This window comes from bacterium (assembly GCA_019637795.1).
Classification (GTDB): Bacteria; Desulfobacterota; Binatia; order HRBIN30; family CADEER01; genus JAHBUY01.
This window is the reverse complement of the sequence record JAHBUY010000003.1, coordinates 753,406-777,728: the sequence shown is the minus strand read 5'-3', so window position 1 is coordinate 777,728 and position 24,323 is coordinate 753,406. Positions and strand designations below refer to the sequence as shown.

Annotated in this window: 24 protein-coding genes; 18 read left to right on the top strand and 6 right to left on the bottom strand. The window is 69.9% G+C overall.

Features of this window, described 5'->3' with window-relative positions; all coding sequences use genetic code 11:
- The first annotated feature begins 142 nt into the window (after positions 1-142).
- From KF840_13315 to rodA, 5 genes are read left to right on the top strand one after another with little or no spacing between them, the layout of a single operon-like run.
- Positions 143-1,153 (top strand): rod shape-determining protein, encoded by a 1,011-nt coding sequence (locus KF840_13315; GenBank protein ID MBX3025881.1) that lies wholly within the window; start codon positions 143-145, stop codon positions 1,151-1,153.
- Between the two features lies 1 nt (position 1,154).
- Positions 1,155-1,988, top strand: a complete 834-nt coding sequence (gene mreC / locus KF840_13310) for a rod shape-determining protein MreC (GenBank protein ID MBX3025880.1) — start codon at positions 1,155-1,157, stop codon at positions 1,986-1,988.
- The gene (gene mreD, locus KF840_13305) at positions 1,988-2,488 is read left to right on the top strand and encodes a rod shape-determining protein MreD (GenBank protein ID MBX3025879.1); all 501 of its coding nucleotides are present in this window, start codon (positions 1,988-1,990) and stop codon (positions 2,486-2,488) included. The genes mreC and mreD overlap by 1 nt, the downstream gene beginning before the upstream one ends.
- Positions 2,489-2,491: 3 nt before the next feature.
- On the top strand, positions 2,492-4,324 hold the full coding sequence (gene mrdA / locus KF840_13300; GenBank protein ID MBX3025878.1) for a penicillin-binding protein 2: 1,833 nt from the start codon (positions 2,492-2,494) through the stop codon (positions 4,322-4,324).
- Positions 4,311-5,414, top strand: a complete 1,104-nt coding sequence (rodA, locus tag KF840_13295; GenBank protein MBX3025877.1) for a rod shape-determining protein RodA — start codon at positions 4,311-4,313, stop codon at positions 5,412-5,414. The genes mrdA and rodA overlap by 14 nt, the downstream gene beginning before the upstream one ends.
- 108 nt (positions 5,415-5,522) lie before the next feature.
- Here rodA and trxA read toward each other — a convergent pair whose 3' ends face one another.
- The 4 genes from trxA to KF840_13275 form a co-directional block, all read right to left on the bottom strand.
- Positions 5,523-5,855, bottom strand: coding sequence for a thioredoxin (trxA, locus tag KF840_13290; GenBank protein MBX3025876.1), 333 nt, complete (start codon positions 5,853-5,855; stop codon positions 5,523-5,525).
- Positions 5,856-5,949: 94 nt separating this feature from the next.
- Complete coding sequence (locus KF840_13285) at positions 5,950-6,396, bottom strand: response regulator (protein MBX3025875.1); 447 nt, start codon at positions 6,394-6,396, stop codon at positions 5,950-5,952.
- 212 nt (positions 6,397-6,608) lie between these two features.
- Entirely contained in the window at positions 6,609-7,475 is an 867-nt protein-coding gene (locus tag KF840_13280; GenBank protein ID MBX3025874.1) for a FecR domain-containing protein, read from the bottom strand.
- Positions 7,476-7,482: 7 nt separating this feature from the next.
- Positions 7,483-9,012: a tetratricopeptide repeat protein gene (locus KF840_13275; protein ID MBX3025873.1), complete on the bottom strand. Its 1,530-nt coding sequence runs from the start codon at positions 9,010-9,012 to the stop codon at positions 7,483-7,485.
- A 252-nt stretch (positions 9,013-9,264) separates the two neighbouring features.
- Between KF840_13275 and ligA the strand changes: the two genes are divergently transcribed.
- From ligA to KF840_13230, 9 genes are all read left to right on the top strand, one after another.
- Entirely contained in the window at positions 9,265-11,274 is a 2,010-nt protein-coding gene (gene ligA / locus KF840_13270; protein MBX3025872.1) for an NAD-dependent DNA ligase LigA, read from the top strand.
- 17 nt (positions 11,275-11,291) lie between these two features.
- Positions 11,292-11,570 carry an acylphosphatase gene (gene yccX / locus KF840_13265; protein ID MBX3025871.1) on the top strand — a complete coding sequence of 93 codons (279 nt, stop codon included), beginning with the start codon at positions 11,292-11,294 and terminating at the stop codon, positions 11,568-11,570.
- Positions 11,571-11,597: 27 nt separating this feature from the next.
- Positions 11,598-12,563 carry a phosphotriesterase-related protein gene (locus KF840_13260; protein ID MBX3025870.1) on the top strand — a complete coding sequence of 322 codons (966 nt, stop codon included), beginning with the start codon at positions 11,598-11,600 and terminating at the stop codon, positions 12,561-12,563.
- A gap of 71 nt (positions 12,564-12,634) precedes the next feature.
- A complete protein-coding gene (locus KF840_13255) occupies positions 12,635-12,964 on the top strand; it encodes a YajD family HNH nuclease (protein ID MBX3025869.1) in 330 nt (109 codons plus the stop codon).
- A gap of 189 nt (positions 12,965-13,153) precedes the next feature.
- Positions 13,154-13,612: a prepilin-type N-terminal cleavage/methylation domain-containing protein gene (locus KF840_13250; protein ID MBX3025868.1), complete on the top strand. Its 459-nt coding sequence runs from the start codon at positions 13,154-13,156 to the stop codon at positions 13,610-13,612.
- Positions 13,599-14,000 carry a hypothetical protein gene (locus KF840_13245; protein ID MBX3025867.1) on the top strand — a complete coding sequence of 134 codons (402 nt, stop codon included), beginning with the start codon at positions 13,599-13,601 and terminating at the stop codon, positions 13,998-14,000. The genes KF840_13250 and KF840_13245 overlap by 14 nt, the downstream gene beginning before the upstream one ends.
- A 28-nt stretch (positions 14,001-14,028) precedes the next feature.
- Positions 14,029-14,829, top strand: coding sequence for a hypothetical protein (locus KF840_13240; protein ID MBX3025866.1), 801 nt, complete (start codon positions 14,029-14,031; stop codon positions 14,827-14,829).
- Between the two features lie 23 nt (positions 14,830-14,852).
- Positions 14,853-16,991 carry a pilus assembly PilX N-terminal domain-containing protein gene (locus KF840_13235; GenBank protein ID MBX3025865.1) on the top strand — a complete coding sequence of 713 codons (2,139 nt, stop codon included), beginning with the start codon at positions 14,853-14,855 and terminating at the stop codon, positions 16,989-16,991.
- A gap of 204 nt (positions 16,992-17,195) precedes the next feature.
- The gene (locus KF840_13230) at positions 17,196-19,364 is read left to right on the top strand and encodes a pilus assembly PilX N-terminal domain-containing protein (GenBank protein ID MBX3025864.1); all 2,169 of its coding nucleotides are present in this window, start codon (positions 17,196-17,198) and stop codon (positions 19,362-19,364) included.
- Positions 19,365-19,397: 33 nt separating this feature from the next.
- On the opposite strand, the gene KF840_13225 is transcribed toward KF840_13230, so the two are convergent.
- Complete coding sequence (locus tag KF840_13225; protein ID MBX3025863.1) at positions 19,398-20,207, bottom strand: enoyl-CoA hydratase/isomerase family protein; 810 nt, start codon at positions 20,205-20,207, stop codon at positions 19,398-19,400.
- A gap of 125 nt (positions 20,208-20,332) precedes the next feature.
- On the opposite strand from KF840_13225, the gene KF840_13220 reads away from it, so the two are divergent.
- The 3 genes from KF840_13220 to KF840_13210 all read left to right on the top strand — a co-directional run bounded on the left by KF840_13220 (position 20,333) and on the right by KF840_13210 (position 22,367).
- A complete protein-coding gene (locus KF840_13220; GenBank protein ID MBX3025862.1) occupies positions 20,333-20,863 on the top strand; it encodes a hypothetical protein in 531 nt (176 codons plus the stop codon).
- Complete coding sequence (locus KF840_13215; GenBank protein ID MBX3025861.1) at positions 20,860-21,372, top strand: TIGR00725 family protein; 513 nt, start codon at positions 20,860-20,862, stop codon at positions 21,370-21,372. The genes KF840_13220 and KF840_13215 overlap by 4 nt, the downstream gene beginning before the upstream one ends.
- A 269-nt stretch (positions 21,373-21,641) precedes the next feature.
- Positions 21,642-22,367, top strand: a complete 726-nt coding sequence (locus KF840_13210; GenBank protein ID MBX3025860.1) for a hypothetical protein — start codon at positions 21,642-21,644, stop codon at positions 22,365-22,367.
- Positions 22,368-22,439: 72 nt separating this feature from the next.
- Here the strand turns inward: KF840_13210 and KF840_13205 are convergent, their stop codons facing one another.
- A complete protein-coding gene (locus tag KF840_13205) occupies positions 22,440-23,549 on the bottom strand; it encodes a phosphatidylinositol-specific phospholipase C1-like protein (protein MBX3025859.1) in 1,110 nt (369 codons plus the stop codon).
- A 347-nt stretch (positions 23,550-23,896) separates the two neighbouring features.
- Here KF840_13205 and KF840_13200 point away from each other — a divergent pair, with 347 nt between their 5' ends.
- Positions 23,897-24,322, top strand: a complete 426-nt coding sequence (locus KF840_13200; GenBank protein ID MBX3025858.1) for a putative lipoprotein — start codon at positions 23,897-23,899, stop codon at positions 24,320-24,322.
- Position 24,323 lies beyond the last annotated feature (1 nt).

Genomic DNA, 24,323 nt, shown 5'->3' with positions numbered 1-24,323 from the left:
TTCAAAAGCAACTTGCGGGCCGCCCAACCTTGCCCGCCCAGGGCAATTCTGGTACGGCGCTTACGCTCCACACCTTCACACAGCGGCAACTACCCAGGCAAAGCGAGGCGGGCGGCGGATGGTGCTGAATTTCCTGCTTGGCATGTTCTCCAACGATCTGGCGATCGATCTGGGGACGGCAAACACTCTGATCTACGTCAAAGGCGAAGGCATCGTCTGCAACGAACCCTCCGTGGTCGCGGTCCAGAAGGACGCCCGCGGCGGCCGCCGCGTCCTCTCGGTCGGCGCGGAAGCGAAGAAGATGCTGGGCCGCACCCCCGGCTCGATCGTCGCCATCCGGCCGCTGAAGGACGGCGTCATCGCCGACTTCGACATCACCGAGGCGATGCTCAGCTACTTCATCCACAAGATCCACAACCGCCGCACCCTGGTGCGGCCGCGCATCGTGATCTGCGTTCCCTTCGGCGTCACCGAGGTGGAGAAGCGGGCGGTGAAGGAATCGGCCGAGGCCGCCGGCGCCCGTGAGGTCTACCTCATGGAGGAGCCGATGGCGGCGGCGATCGGCGCCGGGCTGCCGATCACCGAACCGACCGGCAACATGATCGTCGACATCGGCGGCGGCACCACCGAGGTCGCGGTGATCTCGCTCAAGGGCATCGTCTTCTCGAAGTCGGTGCGCGTCGGCGGCGACAAGATGGACGAGGCGATCGTCCAGTACATCAAGCGCAAGTACAACCTGCTGGTCGGCGAGCGCACCGCCGAGCTGATCAAGCTGACGATCGGCTCCGCCTATCCGGGCAACGAGATCCAGACCATGGAGATCAAGGGCCGCGACCTGGTGGCCGGGGTGCCGAAGACGGTGGAGGTCTCCGACGAGGAGATTCGCGATTCCCTGCTCGAGCCGATCAGCCAGATCGTCGACGCGGTGCGCATCGGCCTCGAGCGCACGCCGCCCGAGCTGGCGTCCGACATCGTCGACAAGGGCATCACCCTGGCCGGCGGTGGGGCGCTGCTGCGCAATCTCGACGTGCTGCTGCGCGAGGAGACGGGGCTGCCCGTCCATCTCGCCGAGGATCCGTTGACCGCGGTGGTGATGGGGGCCGGCAAGGTGCTGGATGAGCTGACGTTGCTGAAGGACGTCACGATCCAGTGAAATGGAGTTTCTGCGCCGCAACCGCGTCCTCGTCGCGTCGGCCAGCCTGCTCGTCTGCTCCCTGCTTCTCGTCTCGGTCAGCGTCCGCGCCGAGCGCCGCGATCCGGTTGGCCGCCTGTTGCTCGACGCGCTGGCGCCGTTCCAGGTCGTGTTCAGTTGGATCGGTCGGGGCACCGGGCAGCTCTGGGCGGGCTACATCGACGTCGTCAACGCCCGCCGCGAAGCCGACGAGCTGCGGGTCCGCGTGGCGGCGCTGGAGAGCCAGTTGTCGCGCCTCGCGGAGATGGAGCGCGAGAACCAGCGGCTCCAGGCGCTGCTCGGGTTCCGCGCCCAACTGCCGTCGACCGCGTACGGCGCGCGGGTCATCGCCCGCGATCCGGGTCCGCTGTCGACGACGCTGACCATCGACCGCGGCAGCCGCGACGGCGTCACCCGGGGCATGGCGGTGGTGGCGAGGGACGGCGTGGTCGGCCGGGTCGTCGAGGTCAGCCACACGGTGTCGCGGGTGGCGCTGCTCACCGACCACAACAGCGGCATCGACGCGATCGTCGATCGCACCCGCGCCCGCGGCGTCGTCCAGGGCGGCAGCGACGGCGACTGCTACATGAACTACCTGAACCGCGATGCCGACGTGAAGATCGGTGACCGCGTGCTGACCTCCGGCCTCGACGGCGTCTTCCCCAAGGGCATGACCATCGGCGAGGTCGTCGAGGTCGGCCGGCGCCACCGCGGCCTGCTGCAGTCGGCGACCGTCCACCCGAGCGCCGAGCTCGATCAGGTGGAGGAGGTGATGCTGGTGTCGCCGGCGCCGGTGTCCGAGGAGCCGCCGGCGTAATGCGGGCGGTGGCCGCGATCGCGCTGGTCGCGGGGTTCGGGGTGTTGCTGCAGACGACGTTGATCCACGCCCTCCCGACCCGCTTTCAGATCGCCCCGGATGTCCTGCTCGCGGTGTGCGTCTTCCTCGGCCTGCACCGCCACACGGTGGGCGGGGTGATCGGCGCCTTCCTGCTCGGCTACGTGCAGGACGCGGTGGGCGGCGGCGCCGTCGGCCTCAACGCCTTCGGCATGGTGGTGGTCTACGTGCTCGTGTACTTGACCTGCCGCAGCCTCTGGGTGGACAACGTCATTTCCAAGGTCGTACTGGTGTTTCTCGCCTCGTGGGTGAAGACGGTGGCGGTCCTGGCGGTGTCGATCGTGTTCGGGACGATCGGCGACGACTGGGGGCCCGTGTTCGGCCAGGCGCTGATCAGCGCCACGTTGGCGGCGGCGGTGGCGCCCCCGGTGTTCGCGCTGCTCGCCGGGATGCGCATGAGCGACCCGCGCGAGGCCGCCTGAGCGATGTTCGGCGTCCACGAGGTCTCGCCCGTCGTTCGCCGGCGGGTCAGCCTGGCGATGACCTTCGCGGTCGTCGTCGTGCTGCTCCTCGGCGCGCGATTGTGGCACCTGCAGGTGCTGCACGGCGAGGAGATGGCCGCGCTGTCGGAGAACAACCGCATCCGTCTGCGCCGCGACCCGGCGACGCGCGGCCGGGTGGTCGACCGCTACGGCGCGGTGGTGATCGACAGCCAGGCGTCGTTCGATGCCGTGCTGGTGCCCGAGGACGCCCGCGACCTGCCGTCGGTGGTCGAGACGCTGGCGCCCTTCCTCGGCCAGACCACCGCCGAGACGCAGGCCGCCCTGGATCGCGCCGCCGGCCGGCCGGCGTTCCAGGAGGTGACGATCAAGCGCAACCTCGCCTACGACGAAGTGGCGGCGATCGAGACCCATCAGGTCGAGCTGCCGGGCGTCTCGCTGCGCGTGACCCCGAGTCGGGTCTATCCGCACGGACCGTCGCTGGCGCACGTCCTGGGCTACGTCGGCGAGGTGACCCAGGAGGAGGTCGAGCGCCATCCCAACTACCGCCCCGGCGACGTCGTCGGCAAAGCCGGGCTCGAGCGGCAGTGGGAGGCGGATCTGCGCGGCGTGGAGGGCGGCCAGCAGATCGAGGTGGACGCGCTCGGCCGCGAGCTGCGGGTGCTCGACGAGGCCGAGGCGGTGCCCGGGCACACCCTGGTGCTGTCGGTCGACCTGGCGCTGCAGGAGGCCGCCGAACGGGCGCTGGGCGACAATGCGGGCGCCGTCGTCGCGCTCGACCCGCGCAACGGCGACGTCCTGGCCATGGTGAGCGAGCCGTCCTTCGATCCCAACGCCTTCACCGGCGGCATCAAGCCGGCCCTGTGGCGCGAGCTCACCACCCACCCGCGGCATCCGCTGAACGCCCGCGCCACCCAGGGACAGTATCCGCCCGGCTCGACGTTCAAGATCATCGTCGCCGCGGCGGCGCTCGAGGAGGGGATCGTCAACCCGTTCACCCGCATCGGCTGCCCCGGCTATCTCGCCTTCGGCAACCACACGTTCCGCTGCTGGAAACACGGCGGGCACGGCTCGGTGAACGTGCACGACGCCCTGGTGGGGTCCTGCGACGTCTTCTTCTACCAGGTGGGCTCGCGACTCGGCGTCGACACCATCGCCCGGTACGCGCGCGAGTTCGGGCTCGGGGCGCCGACCGGCATCGAGATCGGCAACGAGCGCTCGGGCCTGATGCCGGACTCGGCGTGGAAGAAGCAGCGATTCAAACAGCCCTGGCAGAAGGGTGAGACGCTGTCGGTGGCGATCGGCCAGGGCGCGGTGACGGCGACGCCGCTGCAGATGGCGGAAGCGGTGGCGACCATCGCCACCGGCGTGCGCTACCAGCCGCGTCTGGTGCAGCGGGTGGAGGCGATCGACGGCTCGCTGGTGCGGGAGATCCCGCCGCGCGTCGCCGCCAAGCTGGAGGTGCGGGACACCGTGCTGAAGCAGGTGCAGGAGGCGCTGGTGGACGTGGTCAGTCGCGGCACCGGCAAGAACGCGAAGCTGCCCGACATCGCGGTCGGCGGCAAGACCGGCACCTCGCAGGTGGTCACCATCGGCCGCACCCGGCTCAAGGCGAGCCAGATGAAGTGGAACCAGCGCGATCACGCGTGGTTCGTCGCCTTCGCGCCCGCCGAGGAGCCGACGATCGCCATCGCGACGCTGGTCGAGCACGCCGACGGCGGCGGCGGCGCCGTCGCGGCGCCGATCGCCAAGGAGGTGCTGAAGGCCTACTTCCGCCTCCAGGAGGAGCGAACGGGGGTGCGCGTTGCTCAGAATTGACCGCCGCCTCCTGGCCCACATCGAGTGGCCGCTGCTGGTGCTGGCGCTGCTGGTGACCGGGGTCGGCCTGCTGACCATCCTCAGCGCCACCTTCCACGATGGTCACCTGGTGAGTGCCTACGTCGTGCGCCAGGCGACCTGGGCGGGCCTCGGCCTGATCGGCATGGTGCTGGCGATCAGCATCGACTACCGGACCCTGAACCGGTACGCGTACCCGATCTACGGCCTCCTGCTGCTGGCGCTGGCGCTGGTGCTGGTGATGGGCGTCAGCGGCGGCGGCGCGCGGCGCTGGCTGGGCGTCGGCGCCGTCGCCCTCCAGCCCTCCGAGTTCATGAAGGTGGGGTTGGTGCTGCTGCTCGCCCACATCCTCCACCGCTGGGCCGGCGAGCGCCGCCTGACGATCCGGCGCCTGATCGGGCCGGGGCTGTTGATCGTCGTGCCGATGTTGCTGATCCTCAAGCAGCCCGATCTGGGAACCGCGATCGCGCTCGGCATGGGCGCGTTCACGGTCCTGATGATCGCCGGCTTCCCGGTGCGCCTGCTGGTGATTGCCGCGCTGGTGATCGGGCCCCTGCTGCCCTACGGCTACCATCACCTGAAGCCGTACCAGCAGAAGCGGCTCGACAACTTCATCAACCCGCAGGCGGATCGGCTCGGCTCGGGATACCACGCGCTGCAGTCGCAGATCGCGATCGGCTCCGGCCAGGTCTACGGCAAGGGGTACCTGAAGGGCACGCAGAATCAGCTCAAGTTCCTCCCCGAGCAGCACACCGACTTCATCTTCTCCGTGTATGCGGAGGAGTGGGGCTTCGCCGGCGCCGCCGTCCTGCTGGTCCTCTACCTGGCGCTCGTGCTGCGCGGCGCCAGCATCGCCTTCCGGGCCCGCGACAACCTGGGCGCCCTGCTCGCGGCGGGCCTCACCGGCACCATCTTCTGGCAGGCCGTCATCAACGTCGGCATGACCAGCGGCGCCCTGCCGGTGGTCGGCATCACCCTGCCGTTCCTGAGCTATGGCGGCTCGTCGATGCTGGCCCTGCTGCTGTCCGTCGGGCTGCTGATGAACATCAGCATGCGACGGCACACGTTCTGAGACAGGGGGTTACGCTGTTGGGGTGTTGCGGTGTCATGCCGTTAGGGGGGCCGGAGAGCGGATTCGGCCCGCCCTCCGGCCCCCCTGACAGCCTGGCAGCGTAACAGCTCAGGCCAGCGCGTTGTCGATGGCGCGCACGAGATGCGCCTTCGGGACCGCTCCCACGATCTGGTCGGCCACCTGGCCGCGCTTGAAGAGGATCAGATTCGGGATGCCGCGAACGCCGTACCGCGACGGGGTCTGCGGATTGTCGTCGACGTTCATCTTCACGACCTTGAGCCGTCCGGCGTAGGTGCCGGCCACTTCCTCGACGACGGGGGCGATGGCCTTGCAGGGGCCGCACCACGGCGCCCAGAAGTCGATGAGCACGGGGGTCGATGAGTTGATGACTTCCTGGTCGAAGGTTTGGTCGCTGACCTCCAGCACGTTACCCACAGCCACTCTCCTTTCCGGTGGAGGGCGAACCTAGTCCCGCGACACGGGTGGCGCAAGGCGCCTGCCGGGGCCGCGCCAGGGACTGATCCGCGGCGACCGGTCAGTGACTCGTGCCGAGGTCGCTCTCCACCGCGCTCATCTTCGACAGGCGGTGGCGGAGGCTGAGCTGGTCGCGGACCGTGGCGAGCAGGCGGGCGCGATCGACCGGCTTGGGAATGAAGTCGGCCATCCCCGACCGCATCGCGCGCTGCTTGAAGCGGGTCAGGTCGTAACAACTGAAGGCCACGATGGGGATGTTGCGGAACTGCTCGCGCGACAGGATGTTCTCCGCCAGGCAGTAGCCATCCATGCCCGGCATGTGGAGATCGAGCAGAATCAGGTCGACCGGCTGTTCCTGGAGGACCCGCAGCGCCTCCCAGCCCCGGTCGGCGCAGACACATTCGTACCCCTGACTCTCCAGGAATCGCCGCGTGATGATCAGGTGGTCCTGCTCGTCGTCGACCAGCAGGATCACTTCCTTCCGCATCGCCTCGTTCTCATGCTCCATGGTCGCCTCGCTCGTATCCCCGCCATCGAGCACGGGCCGTACCAACGCGTGCCGATCGGGTGGAGCGGACATCTACGCCGTGCAGCAAAAGACCGATCGCTCGGAAATTAGCACCTGACGGCGCGAAGGCGGTCGAGTGACGAATCTGGCGATGGCTCGGATCGGCGGCGGGAAGCAGGAGCGGACGCGCGATTGCGCATCCGCCATGGCATTCACTGCGGCGGAACGACGTTCGGCGGGTACGCCTCGTAGACCGGCAGCGGCTGGGTGTTGGCGCGCACGTCGGGAGACAGTCGCCACATCAGCGGCTCGTCGGGGACCGGCGGCTTCAGATACGTGCCGCCCGTCGCCGTGGCGGCGGCGCTGAGCTGCGGGTGATCGCTCTCGGCGACGACACTGCCCTCGAGCAGCGGGTTGTCGGTGTCGAGTCCATCGCGACCGCCGGTGCCGAACAACCCCAGCCCAGCCAGCATCTGGGTGCGCTCGGCGGCGGACATCTCACGCACCGGGCTCGGGAACTTGCCGATCTCCACCCGGCTCGTCTCGTCGCGACCCACCGCGACCCCAGGGCCGATGACGGCGGTGCGTCCCTGCACCGCGACGGTGCCCTCGAGCCCAGCCACGTCGGTGGCTTTGGTGATCGGGTCGAAGCGGACCACGAACTGCGTACCCTGCACCCGCACCACCGCCGACGCGGTCTCGACCTCGAAGCGCGCGCCCTCGCCGCTGTAGCCGCTGACGATCGCCTGCATCGCGCCGTTCTCCAGGCGCAGCAGCGCCCGCCGCGGCGCCTTGCCGCCGTAGCGGTCGACCGTGAGAGCGGTGCCGGGGCCGAGAATGACGACGCAGTCATCGTTGAACACCAGCGTCACGCCGCCGCTGGCGTTGGTGCGCAGACGATCGCCGTCGACCACCGGATGGCCGGCGAAGGCCGGCTGCCAGTCGCCCTTGCCGCGCAGCACCTCGACCTCGCCTCGCACCGCTGCCAGGCTCGCCACCTGCTGCGCGGACGCCGCGCCGGCGGCGACCGCGACCGCGATCGCCGCGAGGAGGGCACAGGGCGAGGGGCGTCGGGACATGGGTCGCTCAGAACTGCAGCCAGACATTGGCCTGGATGATCTGCCGATCGTATTCGAAATCGGAGATGTTCGAGTGGTTGAAGACGCCGAGGTACGCGAGATCGGCCGAGATCATCTCGGTGAAGGCGTGCGTCAGGTGCACGACCACCTGGTTCTGACCGTCGTGGCGCCGTTTCGAGTAGTCGACCCGGCTGTTCGGGTGCTCGTAGTTCTGGAGGTCGAAGAGGTAGCCGACCTGTCCCTGCGCGTAGTCGAGGATCGGGAAGTCGATCGCCGCGTCGAACATGTTGTCCGTGTAGGCGAAGTCGGTGCCGTTGCGGGAGAGCGGGTCGAAGTTGTCCCAGGTGTACCCCAGGCTGAGGAAGCGGTCGACGGCGCCGAGCAGGAACATCTGCCGGGCGCCGACGCGGTTGATGTAGGAATCGCGGAAGGGGTTGAAGGGGCCGCGGAAGAAGTCCTGACCGCCGAAGGTGTAGAAGATCTGCGTGGCGCCGATGTCCCCCTGGTAGAAGTTGACGAAGGGCGTGCCGCGTCCCGCCTGATAGAAGGACTGATAGTCGAGCAGGTAGAAGTCGTAGATGCCGGCGACGCCGGCCTGCCAGAAGCCGTTGCGGAGCGGCGTCGCCAGCGTGAGGTTCAGGCGATGGCTCTGCAGGTCGAAGCGCGGCGTCGAGAAGTGGACGCTCTGGTAGATGTTGTACCCCATCTCGGCGCTGCCGATGTCGGCGTCGGCCACCGTGTAGCTGCCGCCGGCGCCGACGCGGAAGAAGCCATCCATTTCGCCGGCCGTGTCCAGGCCGACCTGCGCCGCCGAGCTCGACGGCACGAGGCCGTTGTTGCTGTCGTAGCCGAAGCCGGCGTTGGCGTGTACCGACCAGGGCTTCTCCGCGCCCGCCGCCACCGCCATCGCGCCGCCGCCGGCGAGCGCCTGCCTGGCGACCTGCGTCGTCTGCAGATCGCCTGGTCCCGCCTGCACCTCTTGCAGCAGCGTCTTGCCCGGGCCGGTCTGTCCGTCGCGCAGCAGCGCCACCGCTTCGTAGTACTGCCCGGTCTGGCGCAGCGCCGGATCCTTCTGCGCTTCGCGCAGGTACGCCAGGGCGCCCGCCGGGTCGCCGAGCCGCAGGCGGGTGATGCCGAGGTAGAGCGCCGCAGAGAAGCGGCTGTCGGGCTGTTGGTAGGCGCGCTCCAGCCATTGCTGCGCCGCCGGATACTGGCCGCTGTCGAAGTACAGGATGCCGAGGTCGAGCAGCGCCGGCTTGAGCGTCGGATCGAGCGCCAGGGCGCGCTCGATGTCACGGATCGCATTCGGCCGATTGCCGAGGCGCGCCTCGGTGAGGCCCAGGTAGTACGCCGCCACCGCGTCGTCCGGGTCCGCCTGCAGGGCGGCGCTGAAGATGGGCTGCGCCTCCTGCCAGCGCTTGGCCTGGAAGGGGACGAGCCCCTTGGCGTCGAGCTGCTGCGAGCGCGTGTTGGCCACCGCCGGTGCGGCCAGGCCCGCCGCGAGCAGGGCCACGCCAATGCCCCGCCAGTATTTCACACCCCTCCGCATGGCCGCTGCGCCCAGCCCGCCCTCCATACCGGCGCGCCGGCCCGACCGACGCGCGCCTGGCGGTATATGCCGCGTCGCGGGAAAGGGTCAAGTCGGCGATGGAGGTCCGCGCCGCCGCGCGGCCGCGCGCCGCGCGGGCGCCGCCAGCGGCGACGGCGGCGCGGGAGGCGGTCCTCCCGCCATGACAGGCGACGGGCGCTGCGGTAGGAAGTCGGCGTGTCCGAGCGTCCATCCGCCGCCGTGGCCGAGGAAGTCGAGCGCCTGCGCGAGGAGATCGAGGCGCACAACCGTCGCTACTACGTCGAGGACGCGCCGAGCATCAGCGATGCCGAGTACGACGCGCTGTTCCGGCGCCTGGTCGAGTTGGAGCATCGCTACCCGTCGCTCGCGTCCGAGCGTTCGCCGACCCGACGGGTCGGCGCCGCGCCGGCGGCCACCTTCGCGCCGGTGCGCCACGGCGCGCCCATGCTGTCGCTCGACAACGCGATGTCGGAGGAGGAACTCCGCGAGTTCGACGCCCGGGTGCGGCGGACGCTGCGGCGCGACGAGCCCATCGAGTACGTCGTCGAGCCCAAGCTCGACGGGCTGGCGATCGAGGTGGTGTACCTCGACGGCGTCCTGACCGTCGCCTCCACCCGCGGCGACGGCGTCACCGGCGAGGACGTCACCGCCAACGTGAAGACGATCCGGTCGGTGCCGCATCGCCTGCGCCGCGCCGCGGGCGCGCCACCGCCGGCGCGCCTCGAAGCGCGCGGCGAGGTCATCTTCCCGAGCGCCGCCTTCGCGGCGCTCAACGAGGAGCGGCGCCGCCAGGACGAGCCGCCGTTCGCCAATCCGCGCAACGCCGCCGCCGGCTCGCTGCGCCAGCTCGACCCGGCGATGACCGCGGCGCGCCCGCTCGACCTGCTCTTCCACAGCGCCGGCCTCACCGAGGGGGCCGCGTTCGCCAGCCACTGGGAGTTCCTCGCCGCCCTGCGCCGCTGGGGCCTGCGCACCAGCGAGTACAACGAACGGGCGACCGGCGCCGATGCGGTGGTCGACTACCATGCCCGCATCGCGGCGCAGCGCGAGCGGCTGCCGTACGAGGTCGACGGCGTGGTCGCGAAGGTGAACGACGTCGCCCTGCAGCGCCGGCTCGGCGAGGTGTCGCGCTCGCCGCGCTGGGCGATCGCGTTCAAGTTCAAGGCGCAGCAGGGCGAGACGCGGGTGCGCAACATCATCGCCTCGGTCGGTCGCACCGGCGTTCTGACCCCGGTCGCCGAGCTCGAGCCGGTGACGGTCGGCGGCGTGACCATCTCGAGCGCCTCCCTGCACAACATGGACGAGGTGGTGCGCAAGGACGTGCGGATCGGCGACGCGGTGCTGATCGAACGCGCCGGCGACGTCATTCCCTACGTGGTCCGCGCGTTCCCCGAACGGCGCAGCGGCCGCGAGCGCGTCTTCCGCATGCCGAAGACCTGCCCGGTCTGCGGCAGCGCGGTGCTGCGCGAGGAGGGCGCCGCCGCCTACCGCTGTCTCGATCGCCAGTGCCCGGCCCAGCGCCGGGAGGTGGTGCGACACTTCGCATCGAAGCACGCCCTCGACATCGACGGCCTGGGCGAGAAGCTGGTGGCGCAGCTCGTTGGCGGCGGCATGGTCGAGGACGTCTCCGACCTCTTCCGCCTCACCGTCGAGCAGCTCGCCGACCTCGAACGCATGGGCACGAAATCGGCGACCAATCTGGTGCGCGCCATCCAAGCCAGGCGGCAGCCGCCCCTCGATCGCCTGATCTACGCCCTCGGCATTCCGCAGGTGGGCGAGCGCACCGCGGCGCTGCTGGCGGAGCGCTTCGGCACCCTCGAGGCGCTGGCCGATGCCGACGAGGAGACGCTGACGGGTATCCGCGACATCGGCCCGGAAACGGCGCGCGAGATCCGCGCCTTCTTCCAACTGCGGCAGAACCGCGACACCCTGCGCCGCCTGCACGAGGTCGGGGTCCGGCCGCAGCCCGCCACGCGGCGCCCCCGCGGCGGACCGCTCGCGGGCAGGAGCCTGGTGATCACCGGCACGCTGTCGGCGCCGCGCGACGCGGTGATCGAGCGCATCGAGGCGGCGGGTGGCAAGGTCACGGGCAGCATCAGCCGCAAGACCGACTACATCGTCGCCGGCGAGGACGCCGGCTCCAAGCTCGAGAAGGCGCGCACGCTGGGCGTCGAGGTGCTCGACGAGGCGGCGCTCGAGCGGCTGCTCGAGCGGGCGGACGGGGCATAGCGGGCCGGATGGACGCGATGGTGACGACGTCGGTGCGTCTGATCGTGCGTGGCCGGGTGCAGGGGGTCGGCTTTCGCTATGCCACCGTGGAGCAGGGCCGCCGCCTCGGCCTCGCCGGTTGGGCGCGCAATCTCCCGGACGGCGCAGTCGAGGTGGTCGCCGCGGGCGACGTGGACGCCGTCGAGCGCCTGGTCGCCTGGTGCCGACAGGGGCCGCCGAGCGCGCGCGTCGCCAGCGTCGAGCGCGGCGAGGGGCCGCGCGATGGCCCACCCGCCGGCTTCGCGGTGCGGTATTGAACGCCAACCGATTGACGGAGGAACGCGATGAGCACCATCAACACCGCCACCGGGAGCTGCGGCGCCGGCGATCTCGGCATCACGCTGATGCACGAGCACCTGCTGATCGGCTGGCCGGGCTGGGAATCGGACCGCGCGGCGCCGCCCTGGGACCCCAGGGAGGCGAAGAAGATCTGCGTCGACCACATGCTCCAGCTCAAGGAGCTCGGGGTGACGGCGCTGGTCGACCCCTGTCCGATCGACCTCGGACGCGACGTCGAGCTGGCCGCCGAGGTGTCGCAGGCCTCGGGCGTCCGCGTCATCTGCGCCACCGGTCTCTACAAGGAGGACGCGGGCGCCGCCCCGTACTACAAGTTCCGCGGCGGATTCACCGATACGGTCGCCGAGATGACCGAGACCTTCGTCAAGGAGCTCACCGAGGGGATCGGCCCGACGGGGATCAGAGCCGGCGTGATCAAGGTCGCCACCGGCCCGCATCGGGTCACCGACTACGAGAAGGCGGTGATCACCGCCGCGGCGCGCGCCCACAAGGCGACCTGCGCGCCGATCACCACCCACACCGACGAGGGGACCATGGGGCGCGAGCAGTTGGCGATCCTCACCGCCGAGGGCGTCGACCCGGCCCACGTGGTGATCGGCCACTCGTGCGGCAGCGCCGATCTGCGCTATCACGTCGACCTGCTCGACGCCGGCGCCTATCTCGGCTTCGATCGCTTCGGGCTCGAGCTGCTGCACCCGGATCGCCTGCGCCTGGCGTCGCTCATCGGCCTGCTCGGCATCGGCTTCGAGCGGCAGATCGTGCTCTCGCACGATTCGGTCTGGTGCTGGCGCGGCCGGCCGCTGCCGCTGCCGGTCGAAACGCTCGCCCCGCAGTGGGACCCGCGTCACGTCTTCCTGCACATCGTCCCGGCGTTGCGCGACGCCGGCGTCCCGCAGGCGAAGATCGATGCCATGCTGGTCGACAACCCGCGGCGCTACTTCGGGGCGCGGTGAGATCCCGGACGGGCGCCGCTCCCGTACGGCGGCCTTGCACCACCAAGCGCCGCGCGTAACCTGATCGCGAAATGACCCGCTCCTTCCGCCCCTCGCGCCAGCGGCGCCGTGGCGCGCCCGTCGACGCCGGGGAGCTGGTGCGCGCGGCACGGGCACAGGCGGCCGAGCGGGCACAGGGCTATCGCGAGCGCTCGTTGGCGCTGCATGGATGGATCTGCGCCAAGTGCGCGCGCGAGTTCGATGCGAGCACGTTGCACCTGCTCACCGTGCACCACCGGGACGGCAATCATCAGCACAACCCGCCCGACGGCAGCAACTGGGAGAACCTCTGCGTCTACTGCCACGAGGACGAGCACAGCCGCGGCCTGCTCGCCGACTACCTGAGCGGGCGCGACGACTGAGCGAGCGCGACCCGCGTGACCACCTCGTCGCCATCGTCATTTTCTCGTCGATCATTTGCCGAGTGACCAGTCCGTCCCGGGGCATTGCGCCCTGCTGACGGGCGGTGGTCTCTCACTTGCACGCCTGCCGTGGTGTTCCCGGAGCGACGAGAGGCAGGCGGACAGATGACAGGGACCATCGCACGGCACGTGGCAGGTCAGCGCGGCTACTCGCTGATCGAGCTGCTGGTCGCGGTCGGCATCTTCGGCCTGTTGGCGGCGCTCGGCCTGCCGCACCTCGATACGCGACGGCAGAATCTCCAGAACGTCAGCAAACAGGTGGTGGCGGACTACCGCTGGGCACGCAATCGCGCCATCACCAGCGGCGTCCACTTCGGCATCGAGTGGACCTCCACCAACAGCTACCAGGTCCAGCGGATGAAGCAGGCGGCGAACGGCTCGTGGTCAACGGACGTGACGGTGAAGCAGGTCACGCTGCCGACCAACGTCAACACCACCTGGTACTGGCCGACGCTCCAGGAGTTCAACACCCGCGGCATGATGGTGACCACCACCTACCCGGTGTACCAGCTCTTCTGGGACTCGACGTACAATGGCTGGCGCATGCTCTCGATATGGCCGTCGGGGCAGGTCTATGAAGAATACTGAGCCCCGGCGCCGCCGCCTCGACGCCCGCGGCATCTCGTTGATCGAGACACTGGTCGCCCTGGGCCTGTTCGCCATGACCGCCGCCACCATGGGGCGATTCCTGGTGACGCAGATCCGCCAGGCGTCGAGCTCGCAACTGCAGACGCGGGCGCTCTCCATGGCCGCCGAACAGCTCGAGTCGACGCGGGCGCAGCGCTTCAGCGACATGGCATCGGGGACCAAGACCAAGACGATCGGCGGCGTGCTCTTCACGATCCGGACCACCGTCAGGGACGCCACGCCGACGAGCGGGCTCAAGTCGATCGCCGTCGACGTGAGCTGGAACGAGCCGCTGGGGTCGAAGAATGTCACGGTCAATACGATCTACACCGAAGTGCGCCGCTTCTGAGGGCGGCTTCACGGCGGTCGAGCTGCTGATGGGCGTCATGCTCATGGGGCTCGCCGTGGTCGCGACCTCGGGCATGTTCGTCGCCGGCAAGGAGCACATGAAGCGGCAGTCGCGTGAGGTCGAGGCGACGCAGGCCGCGCGTGCCGCCGTGGACATGATCATCCGCGACCTGCGCCTCGGCGGCGCCTGCCTGCCGGTGACGGGGGACTTCATCTCGCTCGACGGCATCAACAACGGCAACACGGACCAGATCACCACCCGCACCGGCCTGACGCGCCCCGACCTGTCGTGCATCCGCACGTCGGTGCCGACCGGAGCGACGGTGACCGCCTCGGGCGGCGTCTTCTCGGTCTCGAGCTCGGAGGGCTTCTCCCCTGGCATGCGCGCCTACATCCGTCATCCGGACGGCCTGGGCGAGTACTTCGACGTCATCGCGGTCCCCTCGCCGACCCAGCTCGCGAAGGAGCAGCCGCTGAGCCGCAACTACCCCGAGACCAGCGGCGTGTACGCCATCGACGAGCGCCGCTTCTACCTCCAGAACTTCACCAACTGGCGCGGCACGGTGCCGGAGCTGGTGCTGCAGGTCGGCAACCAATCGCCGCAGTCATTCGCCGTCGGCATCGAAAAGCTCAACATCCAGTATCAACTGCGGCGCAACTGTCCGCCGTGCGACGTCGTCGATCTGCCGGCGAACAACGCCGAATGGTCGGTCGTCGAGCAGGTGCTGGTGAACGTGACCGCCCGTTCGGAGCTTCCCGACGCCACCGGCAGCTATCTGCGGCGAACCGTGTCGGTGGGCGTCAAGCCGCGCAATCTGCTGCCGCAATAGACTCAACCGGGAAGGGGGCCGTCATGGCCATGCGCCTGCGTGCCGATGACCGCGGCATGGCGCTGATCGGCGTCATCGTCCTGACGGCACTGTTGATGTCGCTGGCGATCGCCGTCGCCCTGCAGGTCGGCTCCGATACCCAGGTGGGCGGGGCCTTTCGCAGCGGCGTCACCGGCTTCTACGCCGCCGAGTCCGGCCTCAACAGGGGCATGGGCGAGTACCGCAACATCTTCCTCGACTACAACGTTCCCTCCGGCAGCGACTTCAGCGCCCGCAGCTACGCGCTCGGCGATCGCCAGGTCAGCTACAAGCTGTCGGAGCGGCCGGGCAACCCGCAGAACATCGTCATCCCCTCGGGCGAGGTGTTCTCGGGCCTCAACGCCATCCAGTACCGCTACATCGTCAACTCGACGTCCCAGAACGTCAACGGCGATGTCGAGGCATCGGTCGGCGCCGAGTTCCTGGTCGGCTACATCCCGCTCTTCCAGTTCGTGGCCTTCTACAGGAACGATCTCGAGATCCTGCCCGGTCCCAACATGACCCTGAACGGCCGCGTGCACACCAACGGCCGGCTCTACCTGAACGCCAACAACACCCTGACCATCGCCGACAACCCGGCGCAGCAGGTCTTCACCGTCCAGGTGTCGGCCGGCCTGGGCGTCTATCGCGGCCGCAAGGACCAGAACACCTGCACCGGCACGGTCAGCGTCGACATGCTCGAGGACAAGGTGGCGCCGTTCGGCGATCTCGATCCCAAGATCCTGCCGTGCAACGGCAGCAGCACGCGCGAGGTACCGGTCGCGGAGCTGGCGGCGTGGAAGGGCTCGATGATCCGCGACATCGGCAACATCGCGATTCCCGAGCCGGACATCGTCAAGCCGCCGAGCACCGTCAGCCCGGGCGGCAGCGGCGATCCCGGCGTGTACTGGGCGAAGGCCGACCTGCGCATCGTCCTGCACCGCGACCAGGCCGGCGGCCTGCCCGGCGGCCCCGGCGGCCTCGCCGTGGTGGACGTGGTGAACGCCGCCGGCGTGCGCGACGACGCGCGCACCAACGCGCTGTGGCAGTTCATGTCGGACGCGACCTGGAACGCCGGTCTCGTCTCCGGTCGCGGTCCGAGCAGCTACCCGGGGACGATGCCGATCTTCTACACCGACGTGCCGATCCCGGCGAGCGGCTGCGGCAACAACCAACCGGCCTGCAACAACACCGCCGCGGCGGCGTACAGCCCCACCATTCCCGCCCCCGGCTCGCTCGGCGGGCCACGCGCCGGCGCCGCGGCGTCCGGCGTCTACGCCGAGCTCATGGGCGCCGCGCTCGGCACCTTCGATCGCGATTACCGCCGCGGCGGCTTCTACAACCAACGCGAGAAGAAGTGGATGCTGCTGCTCAACCTCAACGTCCGCGATCTCATCCTGTGGAACAGCCAGAACGGCGAGCCGTTCTTCGCCACCAACGACACGAGCGAGGGCGGCCTGGTGATCTTCGCCACCATCGCCGGACCGGCGTCGGCGGGGATCAACAACTACGGCGTGCGGGTCTTCGGCAGCGCCGACATCCCGCTGCCCGGCGGCATCGGGGTGTCCGCCGACCCGACCGGTGTCACCGTCGCTTCGGATCAGGCGATGTACGTGCTCGGCAACTACAACCGCGGCACCGCCGCGGTGCCCGCCGGTCCGCCGCGCCAACCCGCGTCGCTGATCGGCGACAGCATCAACGTGCTCTCGCAGCGCTACTGGCAGAGCCAGGCCGCCTGCAACAATACCCTGTGCCGCGACGGGCAGAGCACGCAGAGCCTCGGCAACGCCTCGCGCAACGCCCAGAACACGTGGATCAACGCCGCATTCCTCGGCGGCGTCGACACCACGCCGGACGGCTATCAGGGCGCCGGTTCGTACAACGGCGGGCTCGAGAATTACCCCCGCTTCCACGAGAGCTGGTCCGGCACCAGCCTCACCTACCAGGGCTCCTTCGTGTCGCTCGGACAACCCGAGCACGTGAACGGTGACTGGTGCGGCACCGGCAACGGCTGCAACATCTACAATCCCCCGGATCGCCTGTGGAACTTCGATCCGGCGTACAACGACGCCGCCAACCTGCCGCCGCTGACGCCGCGCTTCGTCTACGTCCAACAGGTCCTCTTCACCGAGGACTTCAAGTAGCCGCGACGCGGCCGAGGATTGCCGGGGCGCCACGGGGCGGGCGCCCTCGAGGTGTCAGGCGCCCTTCGGGTGACGTGTCCCGTCGACGGCGTCGATTTCCCGACGCCGGTGCAAGCCTGCAACGGCGCGTGCGAATGCCATGTCCTGCTCAGTGCACGGCGCGGCGGATTGGTACAACGCGTGCACAGCAGCATGACGGGGCAGATGAGCATGACACGTCGCAACTCGCCGCCGCTGAACGAGCGCGGCATGGCGCTGATCGGAGTGCTCGTGCTCTCGGCGCTGCTGATGTCGCTGGCGATCGCGCTCGCCCTGGCGGTGCGCTCCGATCAGCAGATGCGCGGCGCCTTCGGCAGCAGCATCACCGGGTTCTACGCCGCCGAGTCCGGCCTCAACATGGGCATGGGCGAGTACCGCAACATCTTCCTCGAATACAACGTGCCCTCCGGCAACGACTTCAACCCGCGCACGCTGACGGTCGGCAACCGGACGGTGACCTACAAGCTCAGCGAGCGCGCCGGCAATCCGCAGAACATCGTCATCCCGTCGGGCGAGCTGTTCTCCGGCCTGAACGCCATCCAGTACCGCTACATCGTCAACTCGACCGCGACGAACGCGAGCGGCGACGTCGAGGCCGGCGTCGGCGCCGAGTTCCTGGTCGGCTACATCCCGCTCTTCCAGTTCGTGGCCTTCTACAAGAACGACCTCGAGATCCTCCCCGGCCCGAACATGACCCTGAACGGCCGCGTGCACACCAACGGCAAGCTCTACCTCAGCAGCAGCGGCAACACCCTCACCATCGCCGACAACCCGGCCCAGGGCGTCTACACGGTGCAGGTCTCGGCGGGGCAGGGCGTCTACCGCGGTCGCAAGGACACCACCGTCTGCGACGGGACGGTCACCATCGACATGCTCGAGGACAAGGTGGCGCCGTTCGGCGACCTCGATCCGAAGACGCTCCCCTGCAACGGCACCACCACCCGCCTGGTGCCGCAGTCCGAGCTCGCCGACTGGAAGGGCTCGATCATCAGCAACATCGGCAACATCGCCATTCCCGAGCCCGACATCATCCTGCCGCCGACCTCGGTCAGCAACGGCGGCACCGCCAACCCCGGCGTCTACTGGGACAAGGCGGACCTGCGCATCGTCGCCCATCCGGGGGTCGCCGGCCCGGCGCTCGGCGGTGGGCCCGCGGGCCTCATGCTGATCGACGTCGTCACCGCGGCGGGCGTCCAGGATGCCACGAAGACGACGGCCCTGCGCAACTTCATGATGGACGGACGGTGGAACGAGGGCGAGCTCGCCAGCAAAGGCCCGAGCCGGATGCGGGGCACGATGCCGATCTTCTACACCGACGTGCCCAACGCGGCGAGCAATTGCGGGCCCGGCGTCTACTCCGGCGCCTGCACCCACATCAACCGCACCAACTACACGCCGAACCTGCCCGATCGCACCGGCTATACCGGAAACAACGCCAACTCGGGCGCGTACGCCGAGGCGATGGGTCCGGGATTTCTCGGCGGCGCGGCCGTCGCGACGTTCGACGGCGACTACCGGCGCGGGGGCTTCTACAACCACCGCGAGAAGAAGTGGATGCTGCTGCTCAACATCAACATCCGCGACCTCATTCTGTGGAACAAGGAGAACGGCGAGCCGTTCTTCGCCCACAACGACAACACCGAAGGCGGTCTGGTCATCTTCGCCACCGTCGCCGGCCCGAATTCGAACAGCACCAACAACAACTACGGCGTGCGCATCTTCGGCTCGAACGACATTCCGCTCACCGGCGGCATCGGCATCTCCGCGGATCCGACCGGCGTGACCGTCGCCACCGACCAGGCGATGTACGTGATCGGCGATTACAACCGCGGCACCGTCAACGGCGGCGTGGCCCGCCAGCCCGCGTCGATCATCGGTGACAGCATCAACGTCATGTCCAGCAACTACTGGCGCTCGGGCGCGGCGGGCTGCACCGATCAGCGCTGCCGCGACGGCCAGAGCTCGCTGGACCTGACCGGCGGCCGACGGACTGGCGCGAACACGTGGATCAACGCCGCCTTCCTCGGCGGTGTCAGCAACAGCGCGGTCGGCAACTACAACGGCGGACTCGAGAACTATCCGCGCTTCCACGAGGACTGGAGCGGCACGACGCTGAACTACCAGGGCTCCTTCGTGTCGCTCGGCGACACCAAGCACGTCAACGGCGCCTGGTGCGGCACCGGCGGCAGCAACAGCAGCGGCTGCAACATCTACAACCCGCCCACTCGCGCCTGGAACTTCGACCCCGCCTTCAACAACGCCGCCAACCTGCCGCCCCTGACCCCGCGCTTCGTCTACGTGCAGCAGGTGCTGTTCACCGAGGACTTCAAATGACCGGAGGGCCGCGCGGGAGCGCGGCCCTCCGGGTCAGAACAATCCGCCCTTCTCGACGTCGACCGTCTGGCCCCCGGCGGCCATGAAGCGGCGCATTCGCTCCTGGGCGTCGGGGGTCGCCAGCGAGCGGTTGAAGCAGTCGGCCTCGATCAGCAGGCCGGCGAGCACGCCGGTATCGGCGGCGTTCACCGCTTCCTTGGCGAGCGCGATGGCGGCCGCCGGGAACGATGCGATGCGGGTCGCCAGCCGCTCCACGAACGGCCACAGCTCGTCCGCCGGCAGGGCGCGGTTCACGTAGCCCCAGCGTTCGGCGACATCGGCCGGCACGTCGTCGCAGCCGAGAATGATCTCCAACGCCCGCGCCCGCCCGACCAGGCGCGGCAGGCGCTGCGTGCCGCTGCCGCCGGGGATGATGCCGAGCGCCACTTCCGGTTGCGCCAGGCGGGCGCGGCCGAGCGCCGCGAAGCGCATGTCGAGCGACAGCAGCAGCTCGCTGCCGCCGCCGCGCGCGATCCCCTCGACGACGCCGATGGTGGCCTGCGGCATGGTGCGGAAACGGTCCACCATCTGGTGGAACGGCCCCAGCTCGGTCGGCGCCGGGGGCGGCGTGGTCGGCAGCCGTTGGATCAGCGTCACGTCGGCGTGGGCGATGAAGAAGTCGGGATTGGCGCTGCGCAGCACCAGCACCCGCACCGACTGGTCGGCGGCGATGGCGCGGCCGAGTGCGTCGAGCTCGCCGATCAACGTCAGGTCGAGCAGGTTGAGCGGCGGGTGATCGATCGTCGCCGTCGCCACCCCATCGCGGATCGCCACCCGCACGCACCGCAGGTCGTCGTAGGGCATTCCGTGCTCCTCTCTGCCCGCACTATGCACCGGACGGTCACGTCACGGCCATCCCGCGCCGCCCCGGCGCCCGGACCCGTAACTTGCGCTGGCATGAGCAGCCGAAGCGGCCTATTTCCGACGCTATGCGGAGCGCCCAGCGCCTGATCGCCCTCCTGGCTCTCCTCGCCCCCACCCTGGCGGCGGCGCAGCCCACGTTCACCCCGATCGAGTCCCCCACCCCGTACCGCACGTTCACGCCGTTCCAGACCTTCACCCCGATCCAGACCTTCACCCCGATCCGCACGTTCACGCCGGTCACCACGGTGACGCCACCGACGGCGACCCGCACGCGCACGCCCACGTCCACCGCCACCGCGACGGCGAGCGCGACCCCCACCGGCCCGACGCCGACCGGCACGGCGAGCCGCAGCCCGTCGCGGACGCCGACCCGCACCAGCCTGCCGTCGCTGACGCCGACCCGCTTCGTCTATTGCGTCGGCGACTGCAGCGGCGACGGTATCATCGTCGTCAACGAGCTCATCATCGGCGTGCTGATCGCCCAGGATCCGCGCGGCCTCGCCACCTGCGGCGCCTTCGACCGCAACGGCGACCAGCGCGTGAGCATCGACGAGCTGGTGGTCGCAGTCGGCCTGGCGCTCAGCGGCTGTCCATGACCCGCCCGCCGCAGGTGGTGGTGATCGGCGATGCGCGCGCGCCGCGTCCGACGTTGCGCGCCGCCGAGGCCATCGGCGCCGCGATCGCCGATCTCGGCGCCACGTTGATCACCGGCGGCCGCGGCGGCGTCATGGCGGCCGCCAGCCGCGGCGCCCGCCGTGCCGGCGGCTGCGTCGTCGGTATCGTGCCGTCCCCCAGCTTCGCGGAGGGCAACCGCTGGTGCTCGGTCGTCATCCCCACCGGGCTGGGGCACGCGCGCAACGCCATCACCGCGCTCGCCGGCGACGTCGTGGTCGCCGTCGGCGGCGGCGCCGGAACGCTGTCGGAGATCGCCTTCGCCTGGATCCATGGCCGGCCGATCCTGGTCGTCGCAGGCAGCGGCGGTTGGGCCGAGGCGCTGGCGCGCCGCGGCGTCGACGCGCGGCGCTCGGCGACGATCACCGCGGTCGCCGACGCCGCCGCCTGCGTCGCCGCCCTGCGGCGAATGCTGAAACGCCCCCGCGCCTGACCCATCGCCCGCCGGCGAGCCGCCCACGCTCCCCGCACAGCATCCGCGCTCCGAAGCGACGCGGGACTGCCGCTGGCATGGCGGCGCGACGCCGCTTTTCGTCCGCGCCGCGCGATGCCGACAGCACCTGCCGTACCAGCCTCCGTGTGACTCGTACGGGTGGCGCGAGCGGGGCGATGCCGGCCGTGACGGCATCGGCCTTGCAGAACGTGGCGGACAAATCTCTACCCGTCGCGCTTGGGGGCGTGCGGGTAACAGGGGAGGTTCGCATGCCTCAGAACACGTCCGCAGCAGTGGTCCACGGTCCGAACGCCAACGCGATCGTCACCGTGCGTTGGGCACTGATCCTCACCTGCGCCTACCTCATGTTGATGGGGCGCAGCGGCGGCGGCGCCGAGGTGCCGACCTGGCTCGGCCCGCTGCTCATCGCCGCGTATCTCGCGTCGAACCTGGCGGTGGGCCGCGCCCAGCAGCCGTACTCGCAGGGCCTGAAGGTCGGGCTGGCGGTGCTCGACAGTTGCTTCATCGCCGCCTCGCTGTGGGTGGCGGGACAGCTCTCCGTCGAGCTCCTGCTGCTCTGTCTCGGGGTGCTGGTGTTGGCGATCGCCGGCCTGTCGGTGGGCACCATCGCCGGCGTGACCATCGGCCTGGCCCTGGCGTCGCTGGCGGTGAGCTGGCTCACCGGCGACGCGCCGCCCTTGCAGTCCAGCCTGCTGCTGCGCGTGCCCTTCCTGCTCGGCGCCGCGATGGTGTTCGCCCTGCTGGTCGACAACCGGCGCGGCGGCGCCGGACCGCTCGACCGCGACGACCTCATGGAGAGCCTCAGCGCCCACGTGACGCAGCAGCACGACGCCCTCCGCCGCTGCAACGCGGCGCTCGCCGACGGGGCCGTGAAGTCGGCGCACACGGCGATGGAAGACGTGATCTTCCACAACCGCCAGATGGCGCAGAAGCTCGGGCGCTTCCGCCCCGAGGGCGCGCGTCACGCCGCCTGACGCCGGCGGCGTGACGGAGTCAGGCGGGGCGGGGCGCAGCCGGTCCAGGCTGCGCCCCGCCCCGCGCACCCATTACTCGATGTCTGACGCCGCGCACTCCACCGGCGCGCTGATCGGGTTGCAGCGGGCCGGCATGCCGCCGGGGATGGCGACGAAATAGCCGGTGCCGAAACGCGGATCGGGTACGGGGTAGTCGGTGCTGACGAACTGGGCGCCGCTGGTGATCGCGGCGTCGCGCTGCGTCGTGTCGCCGGTGCGCGCCTGCACGGTGTCGGCGTCGGCGCGCGTGCGCACGATGTAGCCGGCCGCGACCAGCTCCTGGATGCGGGCGAAGTCGGCGAGCGGGTCGTTGAGCTTGACGAAGCCTGCCTCGTCGGCGGGCGGCGCCGAGCTGGTGAACATCACCCGTCCGCGCAGCGAAGGGTGGCCGTCCAGGTAGTACCGCTTCGCCGCGCCCTCGTTGTCGAGGGTGAACAGCACCCGGCCGCGGGCCGCGCCGAGCGTCGGCCAGCCGTCCTGTTCGAGCGCCTCGCGCAGGGTGGCGCGCGCGCCGCGGACGTCGTCGGGCGTGATCAGCGACTCGGGCGGGAACACGGAGCGGATCTCGTAGTCGATGGCGTCCATCTCGTCGGGGCCGAAGGGCACCGGCACGACGAAGTCGAAGCCGAGGTTGGCGGGGAGCACGTCGTCCTTCGCCTCGACCTGGATCATCAACGGCGCGTGCAGCGGATGCGCTTCGGACCAGCGCCGCACCTGGGTCAGGCATTCGATGAAGGTCTGGCAGTTCGTGTAGTAGTCGATGTCCTGGACGTGCAGCACCTTCAGCCCGGGGGCCTCGAGCTCGGGGATGCGCAGGTTGGGATCGCCGCTGACCAGCGCCAGGCCGAGCGGATGCGCGTACAGGCCGCCCTGCGGGTCGGCGAAGACATCGAGCTCGATCTGGCGGATGCCCTGGTCGTCGAACTGCTCGGGGAGCGGCGGATGCGAGTACTCGAGACTGTCCGCCAGCACCTGGAGGAACGCCGCGACCGCGTCGAAGAGCGGCGGCGGCGACTGCACGTGGTAGCTGTTGTGGCTGCCCAGCACCTGCATCTGGTTGAGCCGCAGGCTGTCGTCGCGCGGGTAGGGCGCCGGGCAGGCGTCGAGAGCCGCGCCGAGGCCGCTGACCAGGTCGCTGACCATCACGTCGCCGTCGCCGTTGGCGTCCGCGGCCGGACAGCTCGCGAGCGCGTTCTCGCCCAACGCGATGCTGACGCCGCGAATGAGCTCGTCGACGGCCACCGTCCGATCGCCGTCGCAATCGCCGGGACACGCCACGATGGCCGACGCGGCGCGCGTCCCGAGCGCCGCCACCAGCGCCGCCATGCACAGCACCTGCAGGATCTGCTTCCCCATTCCTGTCGCGTAACCCGGTGCCTCCGCCTGTTGCAAGCGCAGGGCGCCCGGAACCGGCGGCGGCGTCGCCCGGGCGAGACGATGGCTTGACCCTGCCCGCCACTCGCGTAGCGTGCCGCCCGGAGGATATCGCCATGCGGCCACTGCGTCCTGTCCTGCTCGCCACCGTCGCCCTGTTGCTGGTCGGCTGCTCCATCTCCGAGAGCGTCAAGAGCTCGTTCGAATCGAGCTCCGCGTCGGTGGCGAGCTCGTCCGGCAGCTCCGAGAGCTCGGGGTCGAAGGACCGCGAGTCGTATCGCAACGAGGTGCGCGACTATACCTCGGCGTACGTGAAGTCGGGCGGCCAGTTCGAGAACTTCACCCGTGGCCTCGATTCGATCGCGGCCCGGCACGACGTCACCAACTGGGAGGACGACCAGGACACCTACGTCGGCATCGGCGCCGGCCTGCGCGTCGGCGGCGTCACCGCCGAGCAGTTCACGGTCTGGCAGACCAACCTGGCGGGCGGCGACAGCGCCAAGGCGTCGTCGATGCAGAAGGGGTGGGACCAGGCCAAGTAGC